Raw genomic sequence first — 23,103 nt, 5'->3', positions numbered from 1 at the left:
TCAACCTTTCATAGCGTTTAAAGAATCAATATCTAGGCTTTTGAATTTCTTAAACCACAAAATCACCAAGCCCAAACCAATAGCCACCTCACTAGCGGCAATAGCGATAATAAAGAGCGCGAACATCTGCCCGTCTAAATTGTGCGTGTATTTAGAAATCGCTATAAAACCGATATTGATCGCATTGAGCATGATTTCTGTGGAAAAAAAGAGCAACAGAATGTTTTTGCGTTTCAGCATGCCCGCTAAACCAATGCAAAAGAGCAACCCTGAAACAATCAAATAGTGGTTTAACCCTATCATAGAGATTCCTTTATAAATTGCGTGTGATTTTTCCCATGGATTTTTTGAATCCCTGTAGCGATGCCTCCAACCATAGCGACTAAAAGCATTAAAGCTGCCGCTTCAAAAGGGATGAGGTAATTAGTGAAAAGCACATAACCAATCGCTTTAATGTTAGGGATTTGCGCATCAATAGCGTTGGAATTGACTTGATTAGAAAGGTTTTCGCCAATGCTAGGAGCGCTTAAAATCAAGGTGAGCAACAGCACCACGCCAAACGAAAGAACGCACAAGATTTTGGGGCTTTGTTTGCGTTCAATGACTTCTGCAGCGGAGTTGAAAAACATCATGCCAAACGCATACATCACAATGACCGCGCCCACATACACCGTGATTTGTACCACGCCCAAAAACTCAGCGTCTAGTAAAAAGAAAAAAGCAGAGATAAAAACCATGCTGCTAGCGAGAGCGGTAATGGCATAGAGAATATTCGTGGTTGTGATCACCACTAACGCCATGCTCAAAGTAAGGATCGCAAAGAAATAAAAGGCAATGGTTTCAAACATTTTCATCTCCCTTATTACTTTCTGGGTTTGTTGGAGTTTCTTCTTGTGATTCTTCTTTTGAAGGCTCTTGGACATAATCTAAAGGGGTGGCTTGCATGCGTTCATTGTAATTAGGGCTTACCGCACCAAAGCCTAAAAACTCGGCATGCGAGCAGTTTTTAGCGTCTTGTTCGCTCGTTAAAAACTCGTTTTTAGAGCCGTATTGGGAGCGTTGGGTGCTGGCGTTTTCAAACCGGTTCCCCATAACAATCGCTAATTCTGGGCAAACTTCCGCACACAACCCGCAATAAATGCAACGCCCCAAATTGATCGTGTAAGAATCGATCTTTTTGCGGTTGTCTTCGCCCTTATGCGTGATGATCCTTATGCAATTGCTTGTGCAAATCTTTTCGCACAGCCCGCAACCTATACACCTTTCAGAGCCTGAGTCTAAAAGCCGTTGCAGATTATGCACCGCGCGATAGCGTGGGCTTAAGGGGAGTTGCTCCATAGGGTAATGGATGGTTACGCTTGGGCTAAAAAATTCCTTGATCGTAAGCCCTAATCCTTTGAATAGATCCAAACCCAAACTCGTTTTAACGGTGTCTTTGAACTGCTCGGTCGCACTATGGACTTCGGCTCGTTTAGGAAGTTGCTTGTATTCTTGTTTGGCCATAAAACATCCTTTAAATTAAAATGATAATGCCTGTTAGCACGATGTTCAATAACGCTAAAGGCAGCATGATTTTCCAGCACATATTCATCAACTGATCGGGCCTTACATGCGGATAAGTCGCTCTAACCCACATGGATAAAAAGACAAAAAAGCCCGCTTTAATCAAAATCGCTATGCCTCCAGGGATAAAGCCCCATGCGTTAAACCCGCCAAAAAACACAATAGAAATTACAAAAGAAAAAGCGAATAAATGCGCGTATTCCGCTAAAAAGAACATGCCCCATTTCAAGCCGCTGTATTCGGTGCAATACCCTGCCACGATCTCGGCTTCATGCTCTAACAAGTCAAAGGGCGTTCGATTCAATTCAGCATAGCTTGCGATCAAAAACAAAACAAACGCTAGAGGCTGCTTAAACACAAGCCAGTCTAAAAACCCACCGCTTTGGTAATGATTGATTTCCACTAAAGAGAGCGATCCTACCACCATTAAGGGGGCTAGAATGGTTAAAGTGCTGACCACTTCAAAGCTGAGCAGCTGGATCGTCGCTCTTGCGGAGCCAATTAAAGAGTATTTGTTATTAGAGGCAAGCCCGGCTAAAATAGGTGCATAAATCCCTGCTGAACCCACGGCTAAGAAAAACAAAAAGCCAATGTTGATGTCAGAAATAAGGGGTTTGATCTCATAGCCAAACAGAGTGAAATTAGGGAAAAAGGGGATAGGCGCCATGGACACAAACGCGCTCACCATCGCAATAATGGGCGCTAGCGTGAAAATGAATTTGTTTGCGCCTTGGGGGATAATGTCTTCTTTAGTGAAAAGCTTAATGCCGTCTGCTGCGACTTGCAAAAGCCCAAAAGGCCCCACATAACAAGGCCCTAAACGGCGTTGGAAATAGGCTAACACTTTCCTTTCAATATAAGTGGCAAAGCCTCCTAAAGCCGAAAAAACAGCGACTAAAATCAAAATTTTAATCAAAGTTTCAATGATATAAGTGCTCATGCTTGCTCCTTTAAATCCACGCTATCAAACACGCCCTCTCTAAAAAAGTTAGAATGGCTTTTTAAAAGAGAAGGCGAAATGACAAACACCTCCTGATCCAAGCTCTCATCAAGACACAAAACGCCTATTAATTCCTCTTCTTCTTTAAATAAAGTGATGTTTTGCCCCACTTCTTTATTCAATTTTTTTAAGAAAGCTTTAGACACATAGACACCGGCTTTTAATTGCAAATTCTCGCTTTTATGGGTAGCGTTATTGAATTGCGTTTCTGGGTATTTTAAATACGCGTTGAAAACGATTTTTTCTTTTAAAGGCTTGATAGGCTCGCATTCTGTGGTTTCGCATTCTTTAGCGCTGTTTTCAAAATGGCTTGTTCCTAATAAATAGCCCCTGTGATTGACCCTGTCGTTAGTGAAATAGTTGGTTAGATGATCAAATTCTATGGCTTTAAAGCCTGCTTCTGTAGGGAGTTTGTGGGTGCATTCTGTGAGATTTTCTTCCACAAAGCCAAAGCCTTGCATAATATCGCTCAAGTCATAGCCCTCAAACCTTAAAGCCGGTTTTAAGGGCAACACACGCCCTTCAACATTAGTGATCGTGCCTTCTAGCTGGTTGAGACTGGGCAAAATAAAATCCACTTTACTGACAGTGTCTTTCCCAAAAACCCTATCGTCGCTATTGATAGTGAAATCCCCTTGAGCGCGAATGCCTACGATTTTTTCATGTTCAAAAATTTCTTCGCTCAATTCGCAAATAGAAGCGATGCCTAAAGCGTTCGCGCTTGGGGGGATAAGAATGAGTTTAATAGCGCTTTTTTGGGCTAACAAACGCAACATTTTAGCGATATTGTGGGCTTGTTTGTGGCTATAAATTTCTTCGCCAACCACCAATAGAGTGTTATTTGATTTTTGTAAAAGAGCGAGAATTTTTTCATAAGTTTCTAAATTGATGCCCGCTTCTTCAAGCAACAAATAAGTGGTTTTGGTAGGGACTTCAATTTTTTCTTCTTTAACCTCTGTCTTGTTTTCTTCTTGATTTTCTTTTGGAGTAGCTGCTTCTTCTTGATTTTCTTCTTTTGGGGCAGTTGCTTCTGTTTTATTCTCTTCTTTATTTTCTCCAATACTGCACCCTTGTTCGGCTTGTTCTAAAGCTTTTTTTCGCTCTTCTTCTAAGGATTTAAGAGCCGCTTCATCTACAACGCTTTGCTTGGAATCTTCTAAGCTTTTTAGAGCCGTGCTTTCAATGTTAAGCATTTTTAAAAGCATGCCTAAAAGGATTTCTTCAGCCCCCACTTCATGGGTGATGCAAAAAGAGCTTCGGCACAAATTCACTAGCGCGTTATCCTTAATAGGGTGCATAGCGATTAAAGAAGCTTTATTGAGTTTGAGAGCGTTATTAATGGCATAGCGCACCAAAGGGTTTTCTGTTTTGATAGAAGTTCCTATCGTAACGACTAAATGAGAAGTTTTAATCTCTTCAATGCTGGGGCGTTTAATTTCGCCCAATACTTTTAAGAATTGCTGGAAATGATACGCTTCTTGATTGTAGATTTTAAAATCAAGCTCTTTCCTCAAACGCTCTATTAAAAACGCCTCTTCATTCGTAATATCCCCACCTATTCGCACCGCTTCGCATTCTTTGAGGGCGTTTTGCGCTTCTTTAAGATTAGCGCTGCCTTTAGGGCTAGAGCTCACGTCAAAAGCGAAACGGCCTGCCCCACAAATAGGGTTATGGTAAAAATCATTAAGCACCCTAAAAATTTTAGATTCTTCGCCTAGAGTATCAAAATGGCGCACATCATAAGAAATCAAACACCCGGCTGAGCAATGCGAACAAGTAGAATGGATCTTTTTGAGTTCCCATGCGTTAGCCGTGTAAGCGAAATCTTTATAGCTCAAAGCGCCCACAGGGCATACCGCAATGCATTCCCCGCAATCATAACAAGGCACGCTGCCCACAAAAGAAATAATGCCTTTTTGCTTACGACTCCACACGCTAAAAGCGTCTTTGGACATGCTGTCTTTAAATTTATCCGGAGCATGCAAGTCGGCTTTGGTGGCTTTGAGGTTGTTTTCGCCCACATTGTCCTTGCAAGTGGTTACGCATCTTTCGCACATGATGCACAAATTAGGATCATACAAGGCTTTTGCCCATGAATCCAGCGCTTTAAAATCATCAGCCACTGCATAAGGTTGGTGCTCTACGCCGGTTAAATGCGTCATGTCTTGCAATTCGCACTCCCCGCTCTTATCGCACACGCCGCACTCTAAGGGGTGGTTGACATCATAAGTTTGCATGATGCTTTTTCTTTCATCCATGAGCGTGGGGGTGTTAGTGAGGATAACGGCATTGTTTTTGGCTTTCGTGTTGCAACTATAAATGCGTTTGCCATCCATTTCAACCATGCACATTTTGCATGCGACCGTGGGCGAGCAACCGCTTAAATAGCAAATAGTAGGGATGTAGATCCCAGCGCTCCTAGCGGCCTCTAAAACGCTTTGTCCCTCTTGGCATTCAATCGTTTTGCCATTGATATTCATTGTGATCATGAAATTCCTTGAGAGTGGGATAAAATAGGGATATAAGGGTAAGCATCAAAAAACGCCCCTTCTAAAATCCCAATCAAGCCCTTCAAATTAGGGCTTTCTTCTAACTCGCATTCTAGCGTTTGATTTAAGATTTGAAACACCGCCTTAGAATGCTTAATCTTGTTAGCGATCTTAAATTGCTTGGAAAAAGATAATTTGGGGGTTTTAAGGCTCTTGTAAGAAACATAGACAAACGAGCCGTTAGCCTCACCCATTCGCTCTAAAAGTTCTAAATCTTTTGATTGGAGTTGTGATTCAAAAGGCAAAATACCCTCTTTTAGGGCTGTTTCTAGCAGCCATTCTTGATCTTTAGAATCATAAAAAGCGGTCGTTACGCTTGAATCGTTGCAAGGGATATGCAAAATTTCTAGGTAGTTTTGCAACTCGCTTAAAAGGGTGTATAAAAAAGCGCTATGAGCATGCTTAGTGATTTCTCTGTTTAAAACAAGCACCCTTTTTTTTGCTTTAACAATAAGTGCGATAAGTTCTTGCAATTCTTCTTCGCTCATGTTCGCTTCAGAGCTTAAATACCCCACATCTATTTTTTCTAAAACATGCCCTTTTAATTGGGAAGTTTGTTCCAAAATGCCCCTTAAAATCAAGGCCAAAATCGCCACTTCCGTGTGGATTTCATACGACGCAAAAAGGCAATTTTCTTGCAAGTCTCTTGTATCTTGTAAGGGTCTTAATAGGGCGTAGGGGCGTTTTGATTGGTTAATGCTTCCTAGAATCAATCGTTCGTTTTCATTCAAACAAGCGTTTGAAAACCCCCCAAACAAAACGCACAAATCGCTTTTTTCTAAAAGGTTTAAGCTATCTTTAGTCATCTTGTAATGGATTTCAAACCCTTTTTGAAAAGATAATTTTTCTAAACAATAGGCTTCTTTCAAGCTAATTGAAGAGCTTGCACTTAAAGGGGAATTTAAGGGGTTAAAGCCGCTCAAAATCAAGCCTTTTTTCTCACGACAATCGTCCAATCCGCTTGATTGAAACGCAAAGAATTGAGGAGCTCATGCCCTTTAGATTGGATAAATTCAGCGCTCTTAGGGATATTAGAAAAATCCCCCACTTCAAACATGAAAATAGCGACTTCATTAGGTTGCATTTCTTTTTCAATCAATTCTTCCAAGCGTTCAAAAATATCCGCTTTTAAGGGGCGTAAATCAAAGCGTTTCATCTATCCACCTCGCCAAACACCGCATTGGTTGAGCCAATCACGGTTACTGCATCCGCTAAATATTGCCCCACTAAAATATCGCTTAAAGCCCCAATATGATAAAAGCTAGGGGCTCTGATTTTTAATCTGTGAGGGTAAGGCTCACCCTCTGAATGGATAAAAAACCCTAATTCCCCTTTAGGGCTTTCTGTGGGGGCATACACTTCCCCAACAGGCGGGCGCATGCCTTGAGCCACTAAAACAAAATGCTGCATCAAGGCGTAGTTTTGCGTCATTATATCTTCTTTAGGGGCGGAAATGTAATGCGGGTTTTGAGCCATGATAGGCGCATCGGTTTTAGCATACATGGGAATGAGTTGCTCAATGATGCGAATGCTTTCATCAATTTCTAGCATATACAAACAATACCGATCATAACTATCGCCATAATTGCCCACCGGCACGTCAAAATCAAGCTCTTTATAAAGCTCATAAGGCTCTTCTTTCCTAATGTCATAAGCGATCCCAGTCCCTCTTAACATGATACCGCTCATGCCCCAACTTTGCGCCATTTTTGGCGTTACAACGCCCACATTTTCCAAGCGCATCCGCCAAATGCGATTCTTATCCAATAGGCCTTGAATGAGTTTTTTGCATTCCCTCATTTCGCCTAAAAACTTTTTCAAGCCCTCTAACCAATTAGGGGGTAAATCCAAAGGCACGCCCCCAATCCTTATAGCGTTATGCGTGAGCCTAGCCCCGCAATAATCCTCCATCAAATCCAACCCGTATTCCCTCGTTTTAAACGCATACAAGAACACGCTCATCGCCCCCACATCTAAAGCATGCACGCTGATAAAAAAGATGTGTGAAATCATGCGGTTAAGCTCTAGTAAAATCGTGCGGATCACTTGCGCTCGGCGCGGGATTTCTAAATTGAGCAAGGTTTCTACCGCATAAGCGTAAGCGTAATTATTGCTGGTAGAAGAAGTGTAATCCAATCTATCAGTAGTGGGCATGTATTCGTTATAGGTCATGTTTTCACCTAACTTTTCACAGCCCCTATGCAAGTAGCCAATTTCAGGGGTAGCCTTAATGATTCTTTCGCCCTCTAATTCCAAAATCAAGCGCAATTGCCCATGAGTACTGGGGTGTTGGGGGCCAAAGTTTAAAATCATTTGGTTGTCGTCATGTTCAAAAATGATGTTTTCAAACTGAGGGTTGAGTTTCGTGAAATTTTGAGCCATTTTATAGCCTCTTTTTTAAGATAGTGGGGGCGATTTTGTGCAAATCTTTGACAAAGGGGGTTTTCTTAAACGCATGTTTTTCTTCTGTTTTTTTTAATTCTTCGCCCTTGCCCTGCTCATAGCCGATTTTTGCAAAATTGAAAGTGTCTTTTTCATCCACTCTCGCGCTGTCTCGTTGCTCTTTACCCACCACTTCTCGGTATTCTTTACCAAAAATTTTATCCACTTCATACCATTGAGCGAATTCATCGCCTTTGAGCGGGTAAGAGCGCAATAAGGGGTGGCCTACCCAATCATGCGGCATGATAAGGCGTTTCAAATAGGGGTGTTTGTCAAACACAATACCAAGCAAATCATACGCTTCCCTCTCGCTCCAATTAGCCGATCGGTATAAAAAACTCAAAGAATCCACGCTCTCATTAGGCAACAAAACGCACTTCACGCGCACCCTACGGCGGTTCTTACAGCTATCGCTAAAACCCACGAATTGATAAAACAATTCAAAATGCCCTTTTTTAGCGCACAAATCTATCGCGCTCATTTCGCTCAAACACTCATAACCCAAATGCCTTAAAATCGTAGCGACAGAAAAAATATCGTCTTTTTTGATCCAAAACACAGCCGTGTTCGTTTCTATATATTTGTCTAAAATTTCATGCTTGTAAGAAAGGTGGTTGTAAATGACCTCATAAGCGCTACCCTCTAAATATTTTTTAGGGGTGGGTTCTATGATTTTATAGGGATCATGCTGGCGCGATTGTTTTTGCACATCTTCATAGGGGGATTGTTTTCTTACCATCACACTAACCTTTTAGGAGCGTCTTGTTTGATCGCTTTAGAGCGTCTGATTTTATCTTGTAAAACCATAAGAGCGTATTGTAAAGTTTCTGGGCGCGGCGCACAACCGGGCAAGTAAATATCCACAGGAACGATCCTGTCCGCTCCTTGAACGGTCGCATAAGTGTTGAACATCCCGCCCGTGTTAGCGCAACTCCCCATAGAAATCACCCATTTAGGCTCAGGCATTTGATCATAGAGCCTACGCATGAATTCGGCATGTTTTTTAGTGAGCGTGCCAGCGATGATCATCACATCAGATTGCCTAGGGCTCGCTCTAAAAATCGTGCCAAATCGGTCAAAATCAAACCTTGAACCCCCTGTCGCCATCATCTCAATCGCGCAACACGCCAAGCCATAAGTTAAGGGCCAGAGCGAATTAGAACGCCCCCAATTCAATAATTTATCCAAAGTGCTTAGAACAACCGGTGCTTGTTGCATTATTTCACCTCTAATTTCTGCCAGCTCAAAGCGTTTCGCTTTAAAGCGTAAATAAAACCAATGGTTAAAAAGAAGACAAAGCCTAGCATTTCAATGAGCCCAAACAAACCTAATTTTTTAAAATCAATCGCCCAAGGGAACATGAAAACGATTTCTACATCAAATAAAATAAAAAGCATGGCCATGATATAGAAATGGTGCGACACCCTATTAGGCTGTTTGAGAGCCACAGGCCCGCATTCATAGGGAGCGAGTTTGAGCTTTTCGCCCTTTTTTTGAGCCATTTTACGGCTTAAAAACCTTTGAATCCTTAAGGTTAAGTTAAACACCCAAAAGGTGAATACCAACAAAACAAAAACGCCAAAATAGGGGTGATTCAATGCTTCTGCGGCTTGTTGCATCAGACTCTCAAACTCCTTTAATTACTAGCAAATGACAAAGCCAATTAAACCATGTTTTTGCTAATCGTTAGCTGAAAAAATAAAAATTATTTTAACATTTCTTAAGAGGCCATTTCTATGAGTTTGGGCATTAAATCTTGCATGGCATGCGTTGCGCTATCATTAATGCATAGGACATTCTGGGGCAAATGGGCGTTTTTAGCCTTAGGGTCAATGTAATAAATGAGAGCGTCTTTATGCACATGCGTGTAGAGGCTAGCGGCGGGATAGACTTGCAAAGAAGTGCCAATGATGATTAAAAGATGCGCTTGTTTGACTAAAGAAATCGCTTCTTTAAGCAAAGGCACCGCTTCGCCAAACCACACAATATCAGGGCGTAATTGCGATTTGTCTTTGGCCAAGTCGCCTAAATTCAAGTCCTTTTCCCACCTATAAACCAAATTAGGATCTTTTTCGCTGCGAACGTTTAACAATTCCCCATGCAAGTGCAAAACGCAAGAAGAGCCCGCCCTTTCATGCAAATCATCTACATTTTGGGTGATGATATTGACTTGATAGTGTTTTTCCAATTGCACTAAAATCTCATGAGCTTTGTTAGGATAAACTTCAAAAAGCTGTCGGTGCCTTTGGTTGTAAAAATCCAACACCTTTTGCGGGTTCTTTTTCCAGCCATAAGGCGAGGCGACTTCCATGATGTCATGCCCTTCCCACAAGCCATCAGCGTCTCTAAAGGTTTTAATCCCGCTTTCTGCTGAGATGCCAGCCCCGCTTAGGATCACTAAATTTTTCATGTTTCCTCCTTGATAATTTCAATATGAGTGCCGCTGAGTTTGTCATGCAAAAAAAACTTAAAAATAAAAGGCGTAACAAACCCTATGAGTAACCCCATGCTCAACACCCACAAAACAAAGCGCCACAACGCTAAAAAAAAGCCCACCTTTTTGCCATTATTTTTGACCAATTTAAACTGAGCGTAACGCATGCCAGGGCTTTGGGATTTAAAAGCGATAAAAAAGCTGTGCGTTAGGGCGTAAAAAAGCAGGCATAAAAAAATCGCGCTCTGGTTTTCCCTAAAATCCTTCGCACTCCCTAAAATCACATAAGTCATTATATAAAGCATGGGGGTATAAATCATAAAAATATCGGTGATAAAGGCCTTCAAACGCAAAGAGAGATACAGCCCTTTTAAAGGGCTTTCTAACGCTTGTTTTTTTTCTGGGGTTTTATTTTTTTTGGTTTTTTTAGTTGCCACGACTTCCTGGCTTGATAGCAACGCTACTAGCGCATAAAGGGCAAGAGCTAGGCTTGTGCATGTCAAAAACAAAATCTTCTAAAGCAAAAAGGGGCAAATGGCTAGGCAAACACGCACCCTCTTGGGCTTTCAAATGAGAATGAGCGCGCTTGCAAATGCCCCGATTAGCTAGAGCACCAAAAGCCACGATTTGAGCGCCCTTTTCTTCTAAAACTTTAGCGCATTCCATGGCGGATTTTCCCGTAGTGATAATGTCCTCACACACTAAAATTTTTTCGTTTTCTTTGACTTCAAAACCACGCCTTAACGCCATGGTATTATCCACCCTTTCGGTGAAGATAAAACGCACGCCCAAAGCCCTTGCAAGCTCATACCCAGCTAAGATCCCCCCAATAGCCGGCGAGCACACGCATTCAATATTCAAATGAGCTTCTTGGATTTGTTTGGCTAACTCTTTGGCTAATTGTTCGGCTAGTTTGGGATCTTCTAAAACTTTAGCGGATTGCAAATAATAATTGGAATGAAACCCGCTACTGAGCAAGAAATGCCCCTCTAACAACGCTTTAGCGTTTTGATAACATGCCTTAATATCCATGGTTTAGACCTTTAAAATCGCGTCTTCTTTGTTTTTCACGCTTTCATCAATTTTTTTAATGGCTTCATCGGTGATTTTTTGGATCTGCTCTTGGGCTTTTTTGCTTTCATCTTCGCTGATTTCTTTGTCTTTTTCTAATTTTTTTATCTTGTTGTTAGCGTCTTGGCGGGTATTCCTTACAGCCACTTTAGCCTTTTCGCCCATCGCTTTGGCGTCTTTTGCGATGAGTTTTCTTTGCTCGGTTGTCATGGGCGGGAAAAAAAGCTTGATCGTTTCGCCGTCGTTATTAGGATTGACGCCGATATTGGCTTCTTGAATGGATCTTTCAATTTCTTTGAGCAGGTTTTTTTCCCATGGGCTGATTTGAATAGTGGTCGCATCCAAGCTCATCACGGATCCGACTTGATTTAATGCCGTGGGCGTGCCGTAATAATCCACTTTAATGTGATCTAAAATATTGACTGAAACTTTCGTGCTCCTTAGAGTGGAAAAATCCCTGTTTAAAGCTTGAATGCTTTTTTGCATCAGATCTTTGGTTTCGTTATAAATGGCCTGTAACATTATTTTTCATCCTTTTTTTGGTTGGTATGGGCGTTGGTTTGTGTGTGCGTTTTAGGCTTTTGGTGGGTGGTTGGGGGCGTTTTTGCACTCTCTTTGGTTTTTTCAACACCCTTTATATCATTCTCTTTTATATCATTCTCTTTGGCATCATTTTTTTCGTTCTGTTTGGGGTTTTCAACAGAAGGCGCTTTGGCTGGCTCTTTAGGAAGTTCGTTAGGCGTTTGTTTTGGCATTAAAGGATTAGTGGGGGCTTGCTCTAAAGGGTTGAGCGTAGGGTTTAGTGTGGGATTGAGCGTAGGGTTAAGCGTGCCGGTGGCAGGGACTAAGGGCGAAAGCTCTTTGTTGGTTTTGGTTTCATCTAAAATGCTTTTGCCGTATTCTTTGTTATAAAAATAGCCCAAAGCGATGGTGTTAATGACAAATAACAGCCCTAAAAACATGGTCAATTTCGCCATAAAGCTCGCAGGCCCTTTAGCGCCAAATAAAGACTCATTGCTCCCGCTATAAGCCCCTAAGCCGATGCTAGAACTTTTTTGCAACAAAACCACCACCACAATCAATACTGCTAAAACAATTTGTAAGCCTAACAGAGCGCTCGTCATAAACACTGATTCCTTAAATGCCTAAAATTTAGAAAAAATTACCCTTGATCTTATCTAAAATTTGCTAAGAATACACTAAAATTTAGTTTTAATTTCAAGCGTGGTGCGTTAAAGGCGGTGGTGTTGGACTCTTTTCATTCATTCAATCAGCATGCATTCAATAAGCATGCCAAAACTTATCACCTCTTTGCTCATATCCAGCAACAAATCGCTATCTGTCTTGTCCAGTTTTTAAAACAAAAACATTACGCTAAAGTTTTGGATCTAGGATCAGGGAGTGGGGCTGTTTTTAACGCTCTAGAGCGGCAAAATATTTTGATTGAAGACTTTATCGCTTTGGATAATTCTATGAACATGCTCAAATTACACCCCACGCATTCTATTAACATTCAAAAAATTTCTTTAGAGCATGCGGATTTTGAAGAACATGTTTTTTGCGCTTACGATCTAGTTGTGTCTTCTTCCTCTTTACAATGGGCAAGGGATTTAAAAAGCGTTTTAGAAAAAATCGCTCTTTCTAGTAAGGAGGCCGCTCTAGCTATCCATACGGATTTTAGTTTACATGAAGTGCATGAATTTTTAGGCACGCCTTCGCCTTTAAGGGATCTCAAAACGCTCAAATCCTTGATCAAAAACGCTTTTAAAGATTTTCAAATAGAATTGGAAAACAAGCGCTTCGCTCTTTATTTCAACCGCAAACAAGACTGCTTGAATTACCTTAAAAAATGCGGTCTTTTAGGGGGTTCAACGCTGAGTTTCAAGCAAAAAAAACATTTTTTTCAAAACATGGCGTTTGAAAAATTGAGCTATGAAGTGTTACTCTTTTCTGGGATCAAGCGTTCTTAAAAACTAAGACAAATTAAAATATTAAAATTAGGTGGTTACAATAACACTAACTAAAACAACGAGAAACAACATGCACAAAAAACGAGTCTTTTCAGGCATCCAACCTACTGGGCAAATCCATTTGGGCAACTATTTAGGAGCGATCAAGCATTGGGTAGAGATGCAAGATGAATATGAAAACCTTTTTTGCGTCGTCAATTCGCATGCGATCACCCTACCCATAGAGCCTACATTTTTAAAATCCCAAACCTATGAGTTAGTCAAATTGCTTTTAGCTTGCGGGATTAATCCTAAGCAATCGGGGTTATTCATTCAAAGTGAAGTGGATGAACATCCGGCTTTAGCGTGGCTATTAAATTGCCAGGTGTCTATGGGGGAAATGCAACGAATGACGCAATTCAAAGACAAGTCTTTAAAAAACCCTAAAAGCGTGAATGTGGGGCTTTTCAATTACCCTATTTTAATGGCGTCAGATATTTTATTATACCAAAGCGATTTAGTGCCAGTGGGCGAAGATCAAAAACAGCATTTAGAGCTCACGCGAAACATTGCAGAAAAATTTAACAGGGATTTTGGGAGTTGCTTTAAAGTGCCAGAACCTTTGATCGCTAAAGTGGGGGCAAGGGTTATGGGGCTAGATGATCCAAAAGTGAAGATGAGTAAATCGCATCAAGGGGCTAACCATGCGATTTTTCTTTTAGATGAGCCAGACATTATTGTAAGAAAAATCAAAAAAGCAGCCACTGATTCTACGGGCGTTATTGCATTTGATGAAAAAAGAGAGGGCGTTTTTAACCTTTTAAATATTTACATGCTTTTGAGCGATGAAAGCCCAGAAAAGATAGAGGAGCGTTTCAAAAATAAGGGCTATGGGGATTTTAAAAAGGAATTAGCTGAAGTAATGATCCAGGCTTTAAAACCCATCCAAGAAAGATACAAAGAAATCAGCGATGATGAGGTGAAAGCCGTTTTAAATGGTGGCGCTAAAAAAGCCAGGCCTTTAGCGCAAGCGACTTACCAAAAGGCTAAAGAATTGATGGGGTTGGTTTAGATGAAAATTTTAGGTTTATGGTTAGGGGTGTTTTGTTTCCTTAAGGCTACGCCTTATTTATACTTGGGCGAAGAGCCTAAATATAAAGACAATTTCACGCATTTTGAATACGCTAACCCTAACGCTAGAAAAGGCGGTGTTTTAAGGAATGACGCTATAGGGACTTTTGATAGCCTTAACCCTTTTGCGCTTAAAGGCACTAAAGCTGAAGGCTTGGATTTGATTTATGACACTTTAATGGTGCAAAGTTTGGACGAACCTTTTGCCGAATACCCCTTAATCGCTAAAGACGCAGAAGTGGCTAAGGATAACAGCTATGTGATTTTTACCTTAGACAAAAGAGCGAGATTCAGCAATAACGCCCCCATTTTAGCGAGCGATGTGAAGTTTAGTTTTGATACGATAATGGAATTAGGATCGCCTCTCTATCGGCAGTATTACCAAGATGTTAAAAAGGCGGTTATTTTAGACAAGCACCATGTTAAATTCATTTTCAAAACCACTGAAAATAAAGAATTGCCTCTCATTTTAGGGCAGTTGCAGATCTTTTCTAAAAAAGCGTTTCAAAAGGATTATTTTGAAAAAAACCCTTTACTCATTCCTGTTTCTAGTGGCCCTTATGTGATCGCTTCTTTTGATGTGGGTAAGAAAATCACCTACCGAAGAAACCCTAATTATTGGGCGAGGAATTTGCCCAGCAGAAAGGGGCAATTCAATTTTGATCAGGTCAAATTTGAGTATTATAAAGACGAAACCATTGCTTTACAGGCTTTTTTAAGCGGGGCGTATGATTGGCGCATTGAAAGCACGGCTAAGGTTTGGGCTAGGGGCTATGTGGGGAAAGCTATGGACAATAAAAAAATCACTAAATACCTCATAGCCCATAAATTGCCAAGCGGCATGCAAGGGTTTTTCTTCAACACGCGCCGGGAAATTTTTAAGGATAAAAGGGTGCGTGAAGCCTTGTTTTATGCGTTTGATTTTGAATGGGCGAATAAAAATTTGTTTTTTTCGCAATACAAGCGCACCACCAGTTTTTTCAGTAACTCTGTTTATGCGTCCCCTCCCCTCCCAAGCCCTGAAGAAAAAGTTCTGTTAGCCCCTTATGAAAAGAGTTTGGATGAAAGGGTTTTTAAAGAGCCTTATGTCGTGCCTAGAACCGATGGGGCTGATGTTTTGGGCTATAATTTGAGGGAAAATCTAAAATACGCTCAAAACCTTTTAGAGAGTGCGGGCTTTTCTTACAAAAACATGCGTTTAGTGGATAAGAATAACAAGCCCTTTAGTTTCACTTTGCTTTTAAACAGCCCGGCCTTTGAGAGACTGGCTCTAGCCTTTGCTAAAAACTTAAGGGTGTTAGGGATTGAGATGAAAATCCAAAGAGTGGATTTAAGCCAGTATGTCAATCGGATCAAAAGCTATGATTTTGACATGATTGTAGGAGTGATTGGCCAATCGTCTTTCCCGGGTAATGAGCAACGCTTTTATTTTGGCTCTTTGAGCGCTAAAGAAAAAGGCTCAAGGAATTATGCGGGGATCTCTAGTAAAGCGGTAGATGCTTTGATTGAAAAAATCATTAACGCTAAAGATTATAAGGAGCAACTAGCCGCTATTCAAGCGATGGATAGGGTGCTGTTGTGGGGGTTTTATGTGATACCGCATTTTTATTTGCCTAATTACAGGATCGCAGCGTATAATTATATTGGCATGCCTGAAGTTAGCCCTAGCTATGGATTTTCGCCGTATTTGTGGTGGATAAAAAAAGAAAAGGATCTTCAATGATTGCTTATATTCTTAAACGCTTGCTTTTGATTATCCCCACTTTATTAGCCATCATGACCATTAATTTCTTTCTGATCCAATCGGCTCCTGGAGGCCCCATAGAGCAGATGATGGCTAAAATCAATAACATGCAGTCCAAAGAGATTCAAGGCGTTGTTAAAGATCGCGCCTATAGGGGATCTCAAGGGTTGGAGAGCGATTTGATAGAAAATTTAAAAAAACTCTATGGTTTTGACAAGCCCATAGGGGAGCGCTACTTTCTCATGCTCAAAAAATACGCACAATTTGATTTTGGGGAAAGCTTTTACCGCCAGATTAAAGTGATAGATTTGATTAAGGAAAAATTGCCCGTATCCATTTCGTTAGGGCTTTTTAGCACGATTTTGATTTATCTTATTTCTATCCCTTTAGGGATTTTCAAGGCCAAACGCAATAACGAGCCTTTAGATGTGCTAAGCAGCGTGGTGATCATTGTCGCTAACGCTATCCCGGCCTTTTTGTTTGCGGTGGTGTTGATCGTGTTTTTTGCTGGAGGGAATTATTGGCACTGGTTCCCTTTAAAGGGGCTAGTGAGCGATAATTTTGAAAGTTTGAGCGCGTTAGGCAAAATCAAGGATTATTTATGGCATATCACTTTGCCCGTTCTTTGCATTTCTTTAGGGGGTTTTGCAAGCCTTACGCTTTTAGTGAAAAACTCTTTTTTAGATGAAATGGGCAAACTTTATGTACTGAGCGCTAAGGCTAAGGGCTGTTCAGTGGGGCGTATTTTTTATGTGCATGTGTTCCGCAATGCGATTTTGTTAGTGGTGGCGGGTTTTCCGCAAGCTTTTTTGGGCATGTTTTTTAGCTCAAGCTTATTGATAGAAATTGTTTTTAGCCTAGATGGGTTAGGGCTTTTAGGGTATGAAAGCATTGTGAGTAGGGATTATCCTGTCGTGTTTGGTTCGCTTTATATTTTCACGCTTTTAGGTTTGGTAGCGAGTTTGATAAGCGATTTGCTCTGCGTGGTGATTGACCCTAGGATTGATTTTGAAAAGCGTTGATGGCAGGAATGAAAACTGAGATGAAATCTTCTTTAAAACTTTTTATGCGGCCTTTTTTGGTGGTTTTAGCGTTCATGTTGTTGTATGCTTTAGCGCATGCTGTGCTTGGTTTTTATGTGAAAAAAGACAGCACTCCAATAAGCCAAAATTTAGAAAAAAGCGAGACAGAGCGTCAAAACAGCGCGCTTTCGCCCAAACAAGAAGAAGCCAACACGACCACAACCGCCACAGAAGAAAGCCCCACCAAAGACCCTCCTTTGTCTTTAGACACAGCCACGCAAAAACAAGAAACCAAACAAGAGATCAAGCAAGAGCAAGAAAAAGAAAACGAGCCTAAACAAGACAGCGTCTCGCCCGTTCAAAACAACCAAAAAGCCCCCACAACCTCTACAATGGGAAAAAAACCTTTAGAGTATAAAGTCGCAGTCAGTGGCGTGAATGTGCGCGCTTTTCCTAGCACAAAAGGTAAAATCTTGGGATTGCTTTTAAAAAATAAAAGCGTGAAGGTTTTAGAAATCCAAAACGATTGGGCTGAAATTGAATTTTCTAATAAAACAAAGGGTTATGTGTTTTTAAAACTTTTAAAAAAGGCTGAATGAAAGAATAATGAAATTAAAATCTTTTGGGGTTTTTGGAAATCCCATTAAGCATTCCAAATCGCCCTTAATCCATAACGCTTGTTTTTTAACTTTTCAAAAAGAATTAGGGTTTTTGGGGCATTACCACCCCATATTACTCCCTTTAGAAAGCCGTATCAAAAACGAGTTCTTGCATTTAGGATTGAGTGGGGCTAATGTAACCTTACCCTTTAAAGAAAGGGCGTTTCAAATTTGCGATAAGATCAAAGGCATTGTGCTTGAATGCGGAGCAGTCAATACGCTTGTTGTAGAAAATGATGAGCTTGTGGGTTACAATACTGATGCTTTAGGTTTCTGGCTCTCTTTGGGAGATGAGAGTTACCAGAGCGCTTTGATTTTAGGCTCTGGGGGGAGCGCTAAAGCCCTAGCGTGTGAATTGAAAAAACAAGGCTTAAAGGTGAGCGTGTTAAACCGCTCTATTAGGGGATTGGATTTTTTCCAACGCTTGGGTTGTGATTGTTTCATGGATCCTCCTAAAAGCGCTTTTGATTTGATCATTAACGCTACTTCAGCGAGTTTGAATAACGAATTGCCTTTAAATAAAGAGGTTTTGAAAGGGTATTTTAAAGAGGGCAAGCTCGCTTATGATTTGGCGTATGGGTTTTTAACGCCCTTTTTGTCTTTGGCTAAAGAGTTAAAAACCCCCTTTCAAGATGGGAAAGGCATGCTCATCTATCAAGCTGCTTTAAGTTTTGAAAAATTCAGCGCTTCTCAAATCCTTTATTCAAAGGCGTTTGAAGTCATGCGAAGTGTTTTTTGATGCAAGGGTTTTTAAGAAGCTTGTTTTTTGGGGTTAAAAAGATTCCTAAACGATTCGCTCCCCTAGTAGAAAAGGGCGTTTTAAAAGAAGCGCTTGGATCCAACAAGGAGCACTATTTTTTAAAAGAAGGCTTTGATATAGGCAAAATTGAACGGGTAAAAAATAAGGCGTTTTTCATTTCTTTAGCGAAAAATTACCCTGAAGACCCTTTAATCAAAAACTTACCCCCCTCTTTCAAAACAGACGCTTTGATTTTATGCCAAATAGAATATTTTAAAAAACGCCCTAAAGCCTTTTTTAAAGCCGCTCTTTTTGATGCGCAAGACACGATGATAGCTTACTTGGCTAAAGAAAAAAACCAGATTGTGGCTATCCCTTTTAAAGAGCCTTTTAAAAAACCCATTCTTTTAAAGCACAGCCAAAGATCCTTATTAGAATTGCCCAGGCATTGCGTGGTAAAGATCGATCTTAAAAAGCGTGAAATCAGCGAAATTTTAGGGGCTTTAGAAGACCCTTTAATAGATGAAAACCTTTCTTTAAGCCTTTTTGATAGGGTGAAGGATTTTTCAAAAGATTGTTTGAATTTAGCCCAACATTACGCGCAACTCAAAGCGAGCGATTTTAAAGACAGGATCAATTATTCTCACATCCCTTTTATCACCATTGACCCCAAAGACGCTAAAGATTTTGACGATGCGATTTTTTATGACCAAGAAAAAAGGGTTTTGTTTGTGGCGGTTGCTGATGTGAGCGAATTTGTGCCGAAACATTCCAGTTTGGATAAAGAAGCTAGGGTTAGGGGCTTTAGCGTGTATTTCCCTAATAGCGTGTATCCCATGCTGCCTTTGAGTTTGTCTCAAGGGGCATGCTCATTAAAAGCGTTTGAAAAACGCCTGGCTTTAGTGTATGAAATCCCTTTAGATGATTTGAAAAGCGCCCGATTATCTCAAGGCGTTATTGAAGTTAGGGCTAATTGCGCTTATGAAGAAATCAATCATTTTTTAAGCACCCAACAAAGCTCTTTAGATAAAGATTTACAACAAAGCCTTTTGGGGTTTTTAGAAGTGGCTTTAAAGTTAAAAAAGGAGCGTTTAAAAAAGGGGTTTAATTTCAATTCCTTTGAAAACAAGCTGTATTTGAATAAAGAAGGGCGTATAGAAAAAATTGAAACGCAACAAGAAAGCGATGCACACACTCTTATAGAAGAAGCCATGCTCTTAGCCAACCAATCTAGCGCGAGGTTATTGGATGAGCATTTCCACAATAAGGGGATATACCGCACCCATAAAGAGCCCAGTTTGGAGCAGCAAAAATGCCTCTACGCCAAGCTTTTTGATTATGAGATTGTGCGCCCTAAAAACATGGGCTTTTTTCCTTTTTTAGAGCATGCCTTAAAAATAGCCAAAGAAAAGAGTATAGAAAGAGAAGTTTCGCACTTGATCATTAAATCTCAAAATTTAGCCCTTTATAGCCCCATGCAAGAAAGCCATTTTGGTTTGGGGTTTGCCAGCTATACGCATTTCACTTCGCCCATTAGACGATACAGCGATTTAGCCTTACACAGGCTTTTAAAAGAATTGTTGTTCCATCAAGCTAAAGGCTGCTCGTATTTGTTAGAAGAAACGCCTGAATTATGCGCTGAATTGAACGCTTTACAAAAAAAGACCGCTTTGGTTGAAAGGGATTTCATCAAGCGCAAATTCGCTCGCTTAGCTTTAGAACTTTTAGAAAAAGAATTTTTGGGCGTTGTTTTGGAGGTTAAAGATTGGGTAGTGGTGGGGTTAAAAGAATTAATAGGGCTTAAAGTTTTAGTCAAAACGAACAAGGTTTTTAAGCCTTTAGAAAAGGTGTGCGTTACAATCACGCATGCGGATTTGATTTTAGGGCAAGTTAGAGGCGAAATCACAGAAAGGATTAAAGAGCATGTATCGTAAAGATTTGGACCATTATTTAAAACAACGCCTCCCTAAAGCGGTGTTTTTGTATGGGGAGTTTGATTTTTTTATTCATTATTACGCTCAAACGATTAGCGTGCTTTTTAAATGCGATAACCCTGACACAGAAACTTCGCTTTTTTATGCGAGCGATTATGAAAAAAGCCAGATTGCGACCCTTTTAGAGCAGGATTCTTTATTTGGAGGGAGCAGTTTAGTCATTTTAAAATTGGATTTTACGCTGCATAAGAAATTTAAGGAAAATGATATCAATCTTTTTTTAAAAGCTTTAGAGCGGCCTAGCCATAACAGGCTTATCATAGGGCTTTATAATGCTAAAAGCGACACCACAAAATACAAATACACTAGCGATGCTATCGTTAAATTTTTCCAAAAAAGCCCCTTGAAAGATGAAGCCATTTGCGTGCGCTTTTTTATCCCTAAAACTTGGGAGAGTTTGAAATTCTTACAAGAAAGGGCTAATTTTTTGCATTTAGACATCAGCAGCCATCTTTTAAACGCTCTTTTTGAAATTAATAACGAAGATTTAGGTATTTCGTTTAACGATTTAGACAAGCTAGCGGTTTTAAACGCACCCATCGCTTTAGAAGACATTCAAGAATTAAGCTCCAATGCGGGGGATATGGATTTGCAAAAGCTCATTTTAGGTCTTTTTTTGAAAAAAAGCGTGCTTGATATTTATGATTATTTATTAAAAGAGGGCAAAAAAGATGCGGATATTTTAAGGGGGTTAGAGCGGTATTTTTACCAGCTTTTTTTATTTTTCGCCCACATTAAAACGACCGGTTTAATGGACGCTAAAGAGGTTTTAGGCTACGCTCCCCCTAAAGAAATTGCCGAAAATTACGCTAAAAACGCCCTGCGTTTGAAAGAAGCCGGCTATAAGAGGGTTTTTGAAATTTTTAGGTTATGGCACATTCAAAGCATGCAAGGGCAAAAGGAATTGGGCTTTTTGTATTTGACCTCCATTCAAAAAATCATTAACCCTTAAAAAATGCCTAAGGCGTTTTTTGTTTTGAGCTTTAATATTCCAATAAAACTAAATTTAATCCAAAAACAAGCGAAAGCAAGGTATAATTGAAAGTTTTTTAGACCTTGCTCTTTTTTAGTAAAAAAAGGGCTATACAACCACAAGGAGAATGGATGAGGCATTATGAAACAATGTTTATTCTCAAACCTACTTTAGTAGAAGAAGAGATTAAATCCAAAATTGAGTTTTATAGAGAAGTGATCACCAAGCATCATGGCGTGATTGAAACGAGTTTGGATATGGGCATGCGTAATTTGGCTTATGAAATCAAAAAGCACAAAAGAGGCTATTATTATGTGGCGTATTTCAAAGCAGAGCCGTCCATGATTTTAGAGCTTGAACGATTGTATCGCATCAATGAAGACGTGTTGCGTTTCATTGTGATCAAATACGAAAGCAAAAAAGAAGTGGAAGCGTGGCATGCGTTAGTGGATAGGGCTAATAAAAAGCCATCACACGCCCCATCACACGCCAAAGAAAAACACGAAAAAACCGAACACACGCATTCTCACCACATAGAGGAAGCAGAAAGCGTAGGATCTCATAGCGAATAAGGGCTTATCATGTTTAATAAAGTGATTATGGTAGGGCGTTTGACCAGGAATGTGGAGTTGAAATATTTGCCTAGCGGTTCGGCTGCGGCTACAATAGGTTTAGCCACAAGCAGGCGTTTCAAAAAGCAAGACGGCACGCTAGGCGAAGAGGTGTGCTTTATAGATGCGCGTTTGTTTGGGCGAACGGCTGAAATCGCTAACCAGTATTTGAGCAAGGGTTCAAGCGTTTTGATAGAAGGGCGTTTGACTTATGAGAGTTGGATGGATCAAACGGGCAAAAAAAATTCCCGCCACACTATCACAGCGGACTCGTTGCAATTTATGGATAAAAAGTCAGACAATCCCCAAGCAAACGCTATGCAAGATAGCATGATGCATGAAAATTCCAACAACGCTTATCCCACCAATTACAACGCTCCTAGCCAGGATCCTTTTAACCAAGCCCCAAGTTATGCGCAAAACGCTTACGCTAAAGAGAATTTACAGGCACAGCCGTCCAAGTATCAAAACAGCGTGCCTGAAATCAATATTGATGAAGAAGAAATCCCCTTTTAAGGGTTAAAATTAAGGAGACATTATGGAAAGAAAACGCTATTCAAAACGCTATTGCAAATACACTGAAGCTAAAATCAGCTTTATTGACTATAAAGATTTAGACATGCTCAAGCACACGCTATCAGAGCGCTATAAAATCATGCCAAGGAGATTGACAGGCAATAGCAAAAAGTGGCAAGAGAGGGTGGAAGTAGCGATCAAAAGAGCCCGCCACATGGCTTTAATCCCCTACATTGTGGATAGGAAAAAAGTCGTGGACAGCCCTTTTAAACAGCACTGAATTTTTGGGCTAATAGGGGGCATGCCCTTTTAATCTTATTTAATCTTATTTAATCTTATTTAATCTTATTTAATCTTATTTAATCTTATTTAATCTTATTTAATCTTATTTAATCTTATTTAATCTTATTTAATCTTATTTAATCTTGGCTTGGCTTTTATGGGGCGCTAGCGGTAAAAACGATAAAAATCCCCTTTAAAACCACCCAAGCAGAAATCCCAAATATCTCTAGTGTTTGGGTGCTTCACGACAAAATGAAAGAGCTTGATTTTAGCGGTGGTTTCTTAAGCGTTATTAGTGGGAATATTATTTTAAAATACCCCCTTAAGAGTTTTACAACTAAATCTAAAACGATCCCACCAAGTAACCAAAACCCCATTTTATCGCTATCTTTGATTAAAACAAATTTTAACCCTTTCTAATCAT

General features: G+C 40.3%; 27 protein-coding genes. 11 read left to right on the top strand and 16 right to left on the bottom strand.

What is annotated here, in order from left to right; translation table 11 throughout:
- The 16 genes from nuoK to secG all read right to left on the bottom strand — a co-directional run bounded on the left by nuoK (position 1) and on the right by secG (position 12,183).
- Positions 1 to 303: an NADH-quinone oxidoreductase subunit NuoK gene (gene nuoK, locus FIM66_RS03705; protein WP_000579753.1), complete on the bottom strand. Its 303-nt coding sequence runs from the start codon at positions 301 to 303 to the stop codon at positions 1 to 3.
- Complete coding sequence (locus tag FIM66_RS03700) at positions 300 to 848, bottom strand: NADH-quinone oxidoreductase subunit J (protein WP_000464199.1); 549 nt, start codon at positions 846 to 848, stop codon at positions 300 to 302. The genes nuoK and FIM66_RS03700 overlap by 4 nt, the downstream gene beginning before the upstream one ends.
- Positions 841 to 1,503, bottom strand: a complete 663-nt coding sequence (gene nuoI, locus FIM66_RS03695) for an NADH-quinone oxidoreductase subunit NuoI (protein WP_140479279.1) — start codon at positions 1,501 to 1,503, stop codon at positions 841 to 843. The genes FIM66_RS03700 and nuoI overlap by 8 nt, the downstream gene beginning before the upstream one ends.
- Positions 1,504 to 1,513: 10 nt before the next feature.
- Positions 1,514 to 2,503 (bottom strand): NADH-quinone oxidoreductase subunit NuoH, encoded by a 990-nt coding sequence (gene nuoH, locus FIM66_RS03690; RefSeq protein ID WP_108580324.1) that lies wholly within the window; start codon positions 2,501 to 2,503, stop codon positions 1,514 to 1,516.
- Complete coding sequence (locus FIM66_RS03685) at positions 2,500 to 5,052, bottom strand: NADH-quinone oxidoreductase subunit G (protein WP_140600035.1); 2,553 nt, start codon at positions 5,050 to 5,052, stop codon at positions 2,500 to 2,502. Before FIM66_RS03685 ends, nuoH begins: the two co-directional genes overlap by 4 nt.
- Positions 5,049 to 6,035, bottom strand: a complete 987-nt coding sequence (locus FIM66_RS03680; protein WP_140479275.1) for a hypothetical protein — start codon at positions 6,033 to 6,035, stop codon at positions 5,049 to 5,051. Before FIM66_RS03680 ends, FIM66_RS03685 begins: the two co-directional genes overlap by 4 nt.
- A 2-nt stretch (positions 6,036 to 6,037) precedes the next feature.
- A complete protein-coding gene (locus FIM66_RS03675; RefSeq protein ID WP_000819164.1) occupies positions 6,038 to 6,268 on the bottom strand; it encodes an NADH-ubiquinone oxidoreductase subunit E family protein in 231 nt (76 codons plus the stop codon).
- Positions 6,265 to 7,494, bottom strand: coding sequence for an NADH dehydrogenase (quinone) subunit D (gene nuoD, locus FIM66_RS03670; protein WP_140600033.1), 1,230 nt, complete (start codon positions 7,492 to 7,494; stop codon positions 6,265 to 6,267). The genes FIM66_RS03675 and nuoD overlap by 4 nt, the downstream gene beginning before the upstream one ends.
- A 1-nt stretch (position 7,495) precedes the next feature.
- Complete coding sequence (locus FIM66_RS03665; RefSeq protein WP_194145805.1) at positions 7,496 to 8,293, bottom strand: NADH-quinone oxidoreductase subunit C; 798 nt, start codon at positions 8,291 to 8,293, stop codon at positions 7,496 to 7,498.
- Complete coding sequence (locus FIM66_RS03660; protein WP_001183508.1) at positions 8,293 to 8,772, bottom strand: NuoB/complex I 20 kDa subunit family protein; 480 nt, start codon at positions 8,770 to 8,772, stop codon at positions 8,293 to 8,295. Before FIM66_RS03660 ends, FIM66_RS03665 begins: the two co-directional genes overlap by 1 nt.
- Positions 8,772 to 9,173, bottom strand: a complete 402-nt coding sequence (locus tag FIM66_RS03655) for an NAD(P)H-quinone oxidoreductase subunit 3 (RefSeq protein WP_001183383.1) — start codon at positions 9,171 to 9,173, stop codon at positions 8,772 to 8,774. The genes FIM66_RS03660 and FIM66_RS03655 overlap by 1 nt, the downstream gene beginning before the upstream one ends.
- A gap of 101 nt (positions 9,174 to 9,274) precedes the next feature.
- Positions 9,275 to 9,964, bottom strand: a complete 690-nt coding sequence (locus FIM66_RS03650) for an SIR2 family NAD-dependent protein deacylase (RefSeq protein ID WP_140600030.1) — start codon at positions 9,962 to 9,964, stop codon at positions 9,275 to 9,277.
- Positions 9,961 to 10,425 carry an RDD family protein gene (locus FIM66_RS03645; protein WP_140446184.1) on the bottom strand — a complete coding sequence of 155 codons (465 nt, stop codon included), beginning with the start codon at positions 10,423 to 10,425 and terminating at the stop codon, positions 9,961 to 9,963. Before FIM66_RS03645 ends, FIM66_RS03650 begins: the two co-directional genes overlap by 4 nt.
- A complete protein-coding gene (pyrE, locus tag FIM66_RS03640) occupies positions 10,415 to 11,020 on the bottom strand; it encodes an orotate phosphoribosyltransferase (protein ID WP_140479267.1) in 606 nt (201 codons plus the stop codon). The genes FIM66_RS03645 and pyrE overlap by 11 nt, the downstream gene beginning before the upstream one ends.
- Positions 11,021 to 11,023: 3 nt before the next feature.
- Entirely contained in the window at positions 11,024 to 11,581 is a 558-nt protein-coding gene (gene frr, locus FIM66_RS03635; protein WP_140446186.1) for a ribosome recycling factor, read from the bottom strand.
- The gene (secG, locus tag FIM66_RS03630) at positions 11,581 to 12,183 is read right to left on the bottom strand and encodes a preprotein translocase subunit SecG (RefSeq protein WP_194145725.1); all 603 of its coding nucleotides are present in this window, start codon (positions 12,181 to 12,183) and stop codon (positions 11,581 to 11,583) included. The genes frr and secG overlap by 1 nt, the downstream gene beginning before the upstream one ends.
- 123 nt (positions 12,184 to 12,306) lie before the next feature.
- Here secG and FIM66_RS03625 point away from each other — a divergent pair, with 123 nt between their 5' ends.
- The 11 genes from FIM66_RS03625 (at position 12,307) to rpsR (ending at position 22,677) form a co-directional block, all read left to right on the top strand.
- A complete protein-coding gene (locus FIM66_RS03625; protein ID WP_140483027.1) occupies positions 12,307 to 13,029 on the top strand; it encodes a methyltransferase domain-containing protein in 723 nt (240 codons plus the stop codon).
- Positions 13,030 to 13,099: 70 nt separating this feature from the next.
- The gene (gene trpS, locus FIM66_RS03620) at positions 13,100 to 14,080 is read left to right on the top strand and encodes a tryptophan--tRNA ligase (protein WP_194149248.1); all 981 of its coding nucleotides are present in this window, start codon (positions 13,100 to 13,102) and stop codon (positions 14,078 to 14,080) included.
- The gene (locus FIM66_RS03615) at positions 14,081 to 15,862 is read left to right on the top strand and encodes an extracellular solute-binding protein (protein ID WP_140600027.1); all 1,782 of its coding nucleotides are present in this window, start codon (positions 14,081 to 14,083) and stop codon (positions 15,860 to 15,862) included. It abuts the gene before it with no gap.
- Positions 15,859 to 16,905, top strand: a complete 1,047-nt coding sequence (locus FIM66_RS03610; protein WP_140600025.1) for a microcin C ABC transporter permease YejB — start codon at positions 15,859 to 15,861, stop codon at positions 16,903 to 16,905. The genes FIM66_RS03615 and FIM66_RS03610 overlap by 4 nt, the downstream gene beginning before the upstream one ends.
- 8 nt (positions 16,906 to 16,913) lie before the next feature.
- Complete coding sequence (locus FIM66_RS03605) at positions 16,914 to 17,504, top strand: SH3 domain-containing protein (protein WP_140600058.1); 591 nt, start codon at positions 16,914 to 16,916, stop codon at positions 17,502 to 17,504.
- 7 nt (positions 17,505 to 17,511) lie between these two features.
- On the top strand, positions 17,512 to 18,303 hold the full coding sequence (locus tag FIM66_RS03600) for a shikimate dehydrogenase (protein ID WP_140600024.1): 792 nt from the start codon (positions 17,512 to 17,514) through the stop codon (positions 18,301 to 18,303).
- Positions 18,303 to 20,237, top strand: a complete 1,935-nt coding sequence (locus FIM66_RS03595; protein ID WP_140548232.1) for an RNB domain-containing ribonuclease — start codon at positions 18,303 to 18,305, stop codon at positions 20,235 to 20,237. The genes FIM66_RS03600 and FIM66_RS03595 overlap by 1 nt, the downstream gene beginning before the upstream one ends.
- Positions 20,227 to 21,249: a DNA polymerase III subunit delta gene (gene holA / locus FIM66_RS03590; protein WP_140548234.1), complete on the top strand. Its 1,023-nt coding sequence runs from the start codon at positions 20,227 to 20,229 to the stop codon at positions 21,247 to 21,249. Before FIM66_RS03595 ends, holA begins: the two co-directional genes overlap by 11 nt.
- Positions 21,250 to 21,401: 152 nt before the next feature.
- A complete protein-coding gene (gene rpsF / locus FIM66_RS03585; RefSeq protein ID WP_140548236.1) occupies positions 21,402 to 21,842 on the top strand; it encodes a 30S ribosomal protein S6 in 441 nt (146 codons plus the stop codon).
- 9 nt (positions 21,843 to 21,851) lie between these two features.
- A complete protein-coding gene (locus FIM66_RS03580) occupies positions 21,852 to 22,397 on the top strand; it encodes a single-stranded DNA-binding protein (protein ID WP_000482422.1) in 546 nt (181 codons plus the stop codon).
- Between the two features lie 22 nt (positions 22,398 to 22,419).
- The gene (gene rpsR / locus FIM66_RS03575; RefSeq protein WP_000440196.1) at positions 22,420 to 22,677 is read left to right on the top strand and encodes a 30S ribosomal protein S18; all 258 of its coding nucleotides are present in this window, start codon (positions 22,420 to 22,422) and stop codon (positions 22,675 to 22,677) included.
- Positions 22,678 to 23,103 lie beyond the last annotated feature (426 nt).

Source organism: Helicobacter pylori (assembly GCF_006439795.1).
Classification (GTDB): domain Bacteria; phylum Campylobacterota; class Campylobacteria; order Campylobacterales; family Helicobacteraceae; genus Helicobacter; species Helicobacter pylori_CR.
The sequence above is the reverse complement of the archived record's forward strand: the minus strand, read 5'-3'. Positions and strand labels throughout refer to the sequence as shown.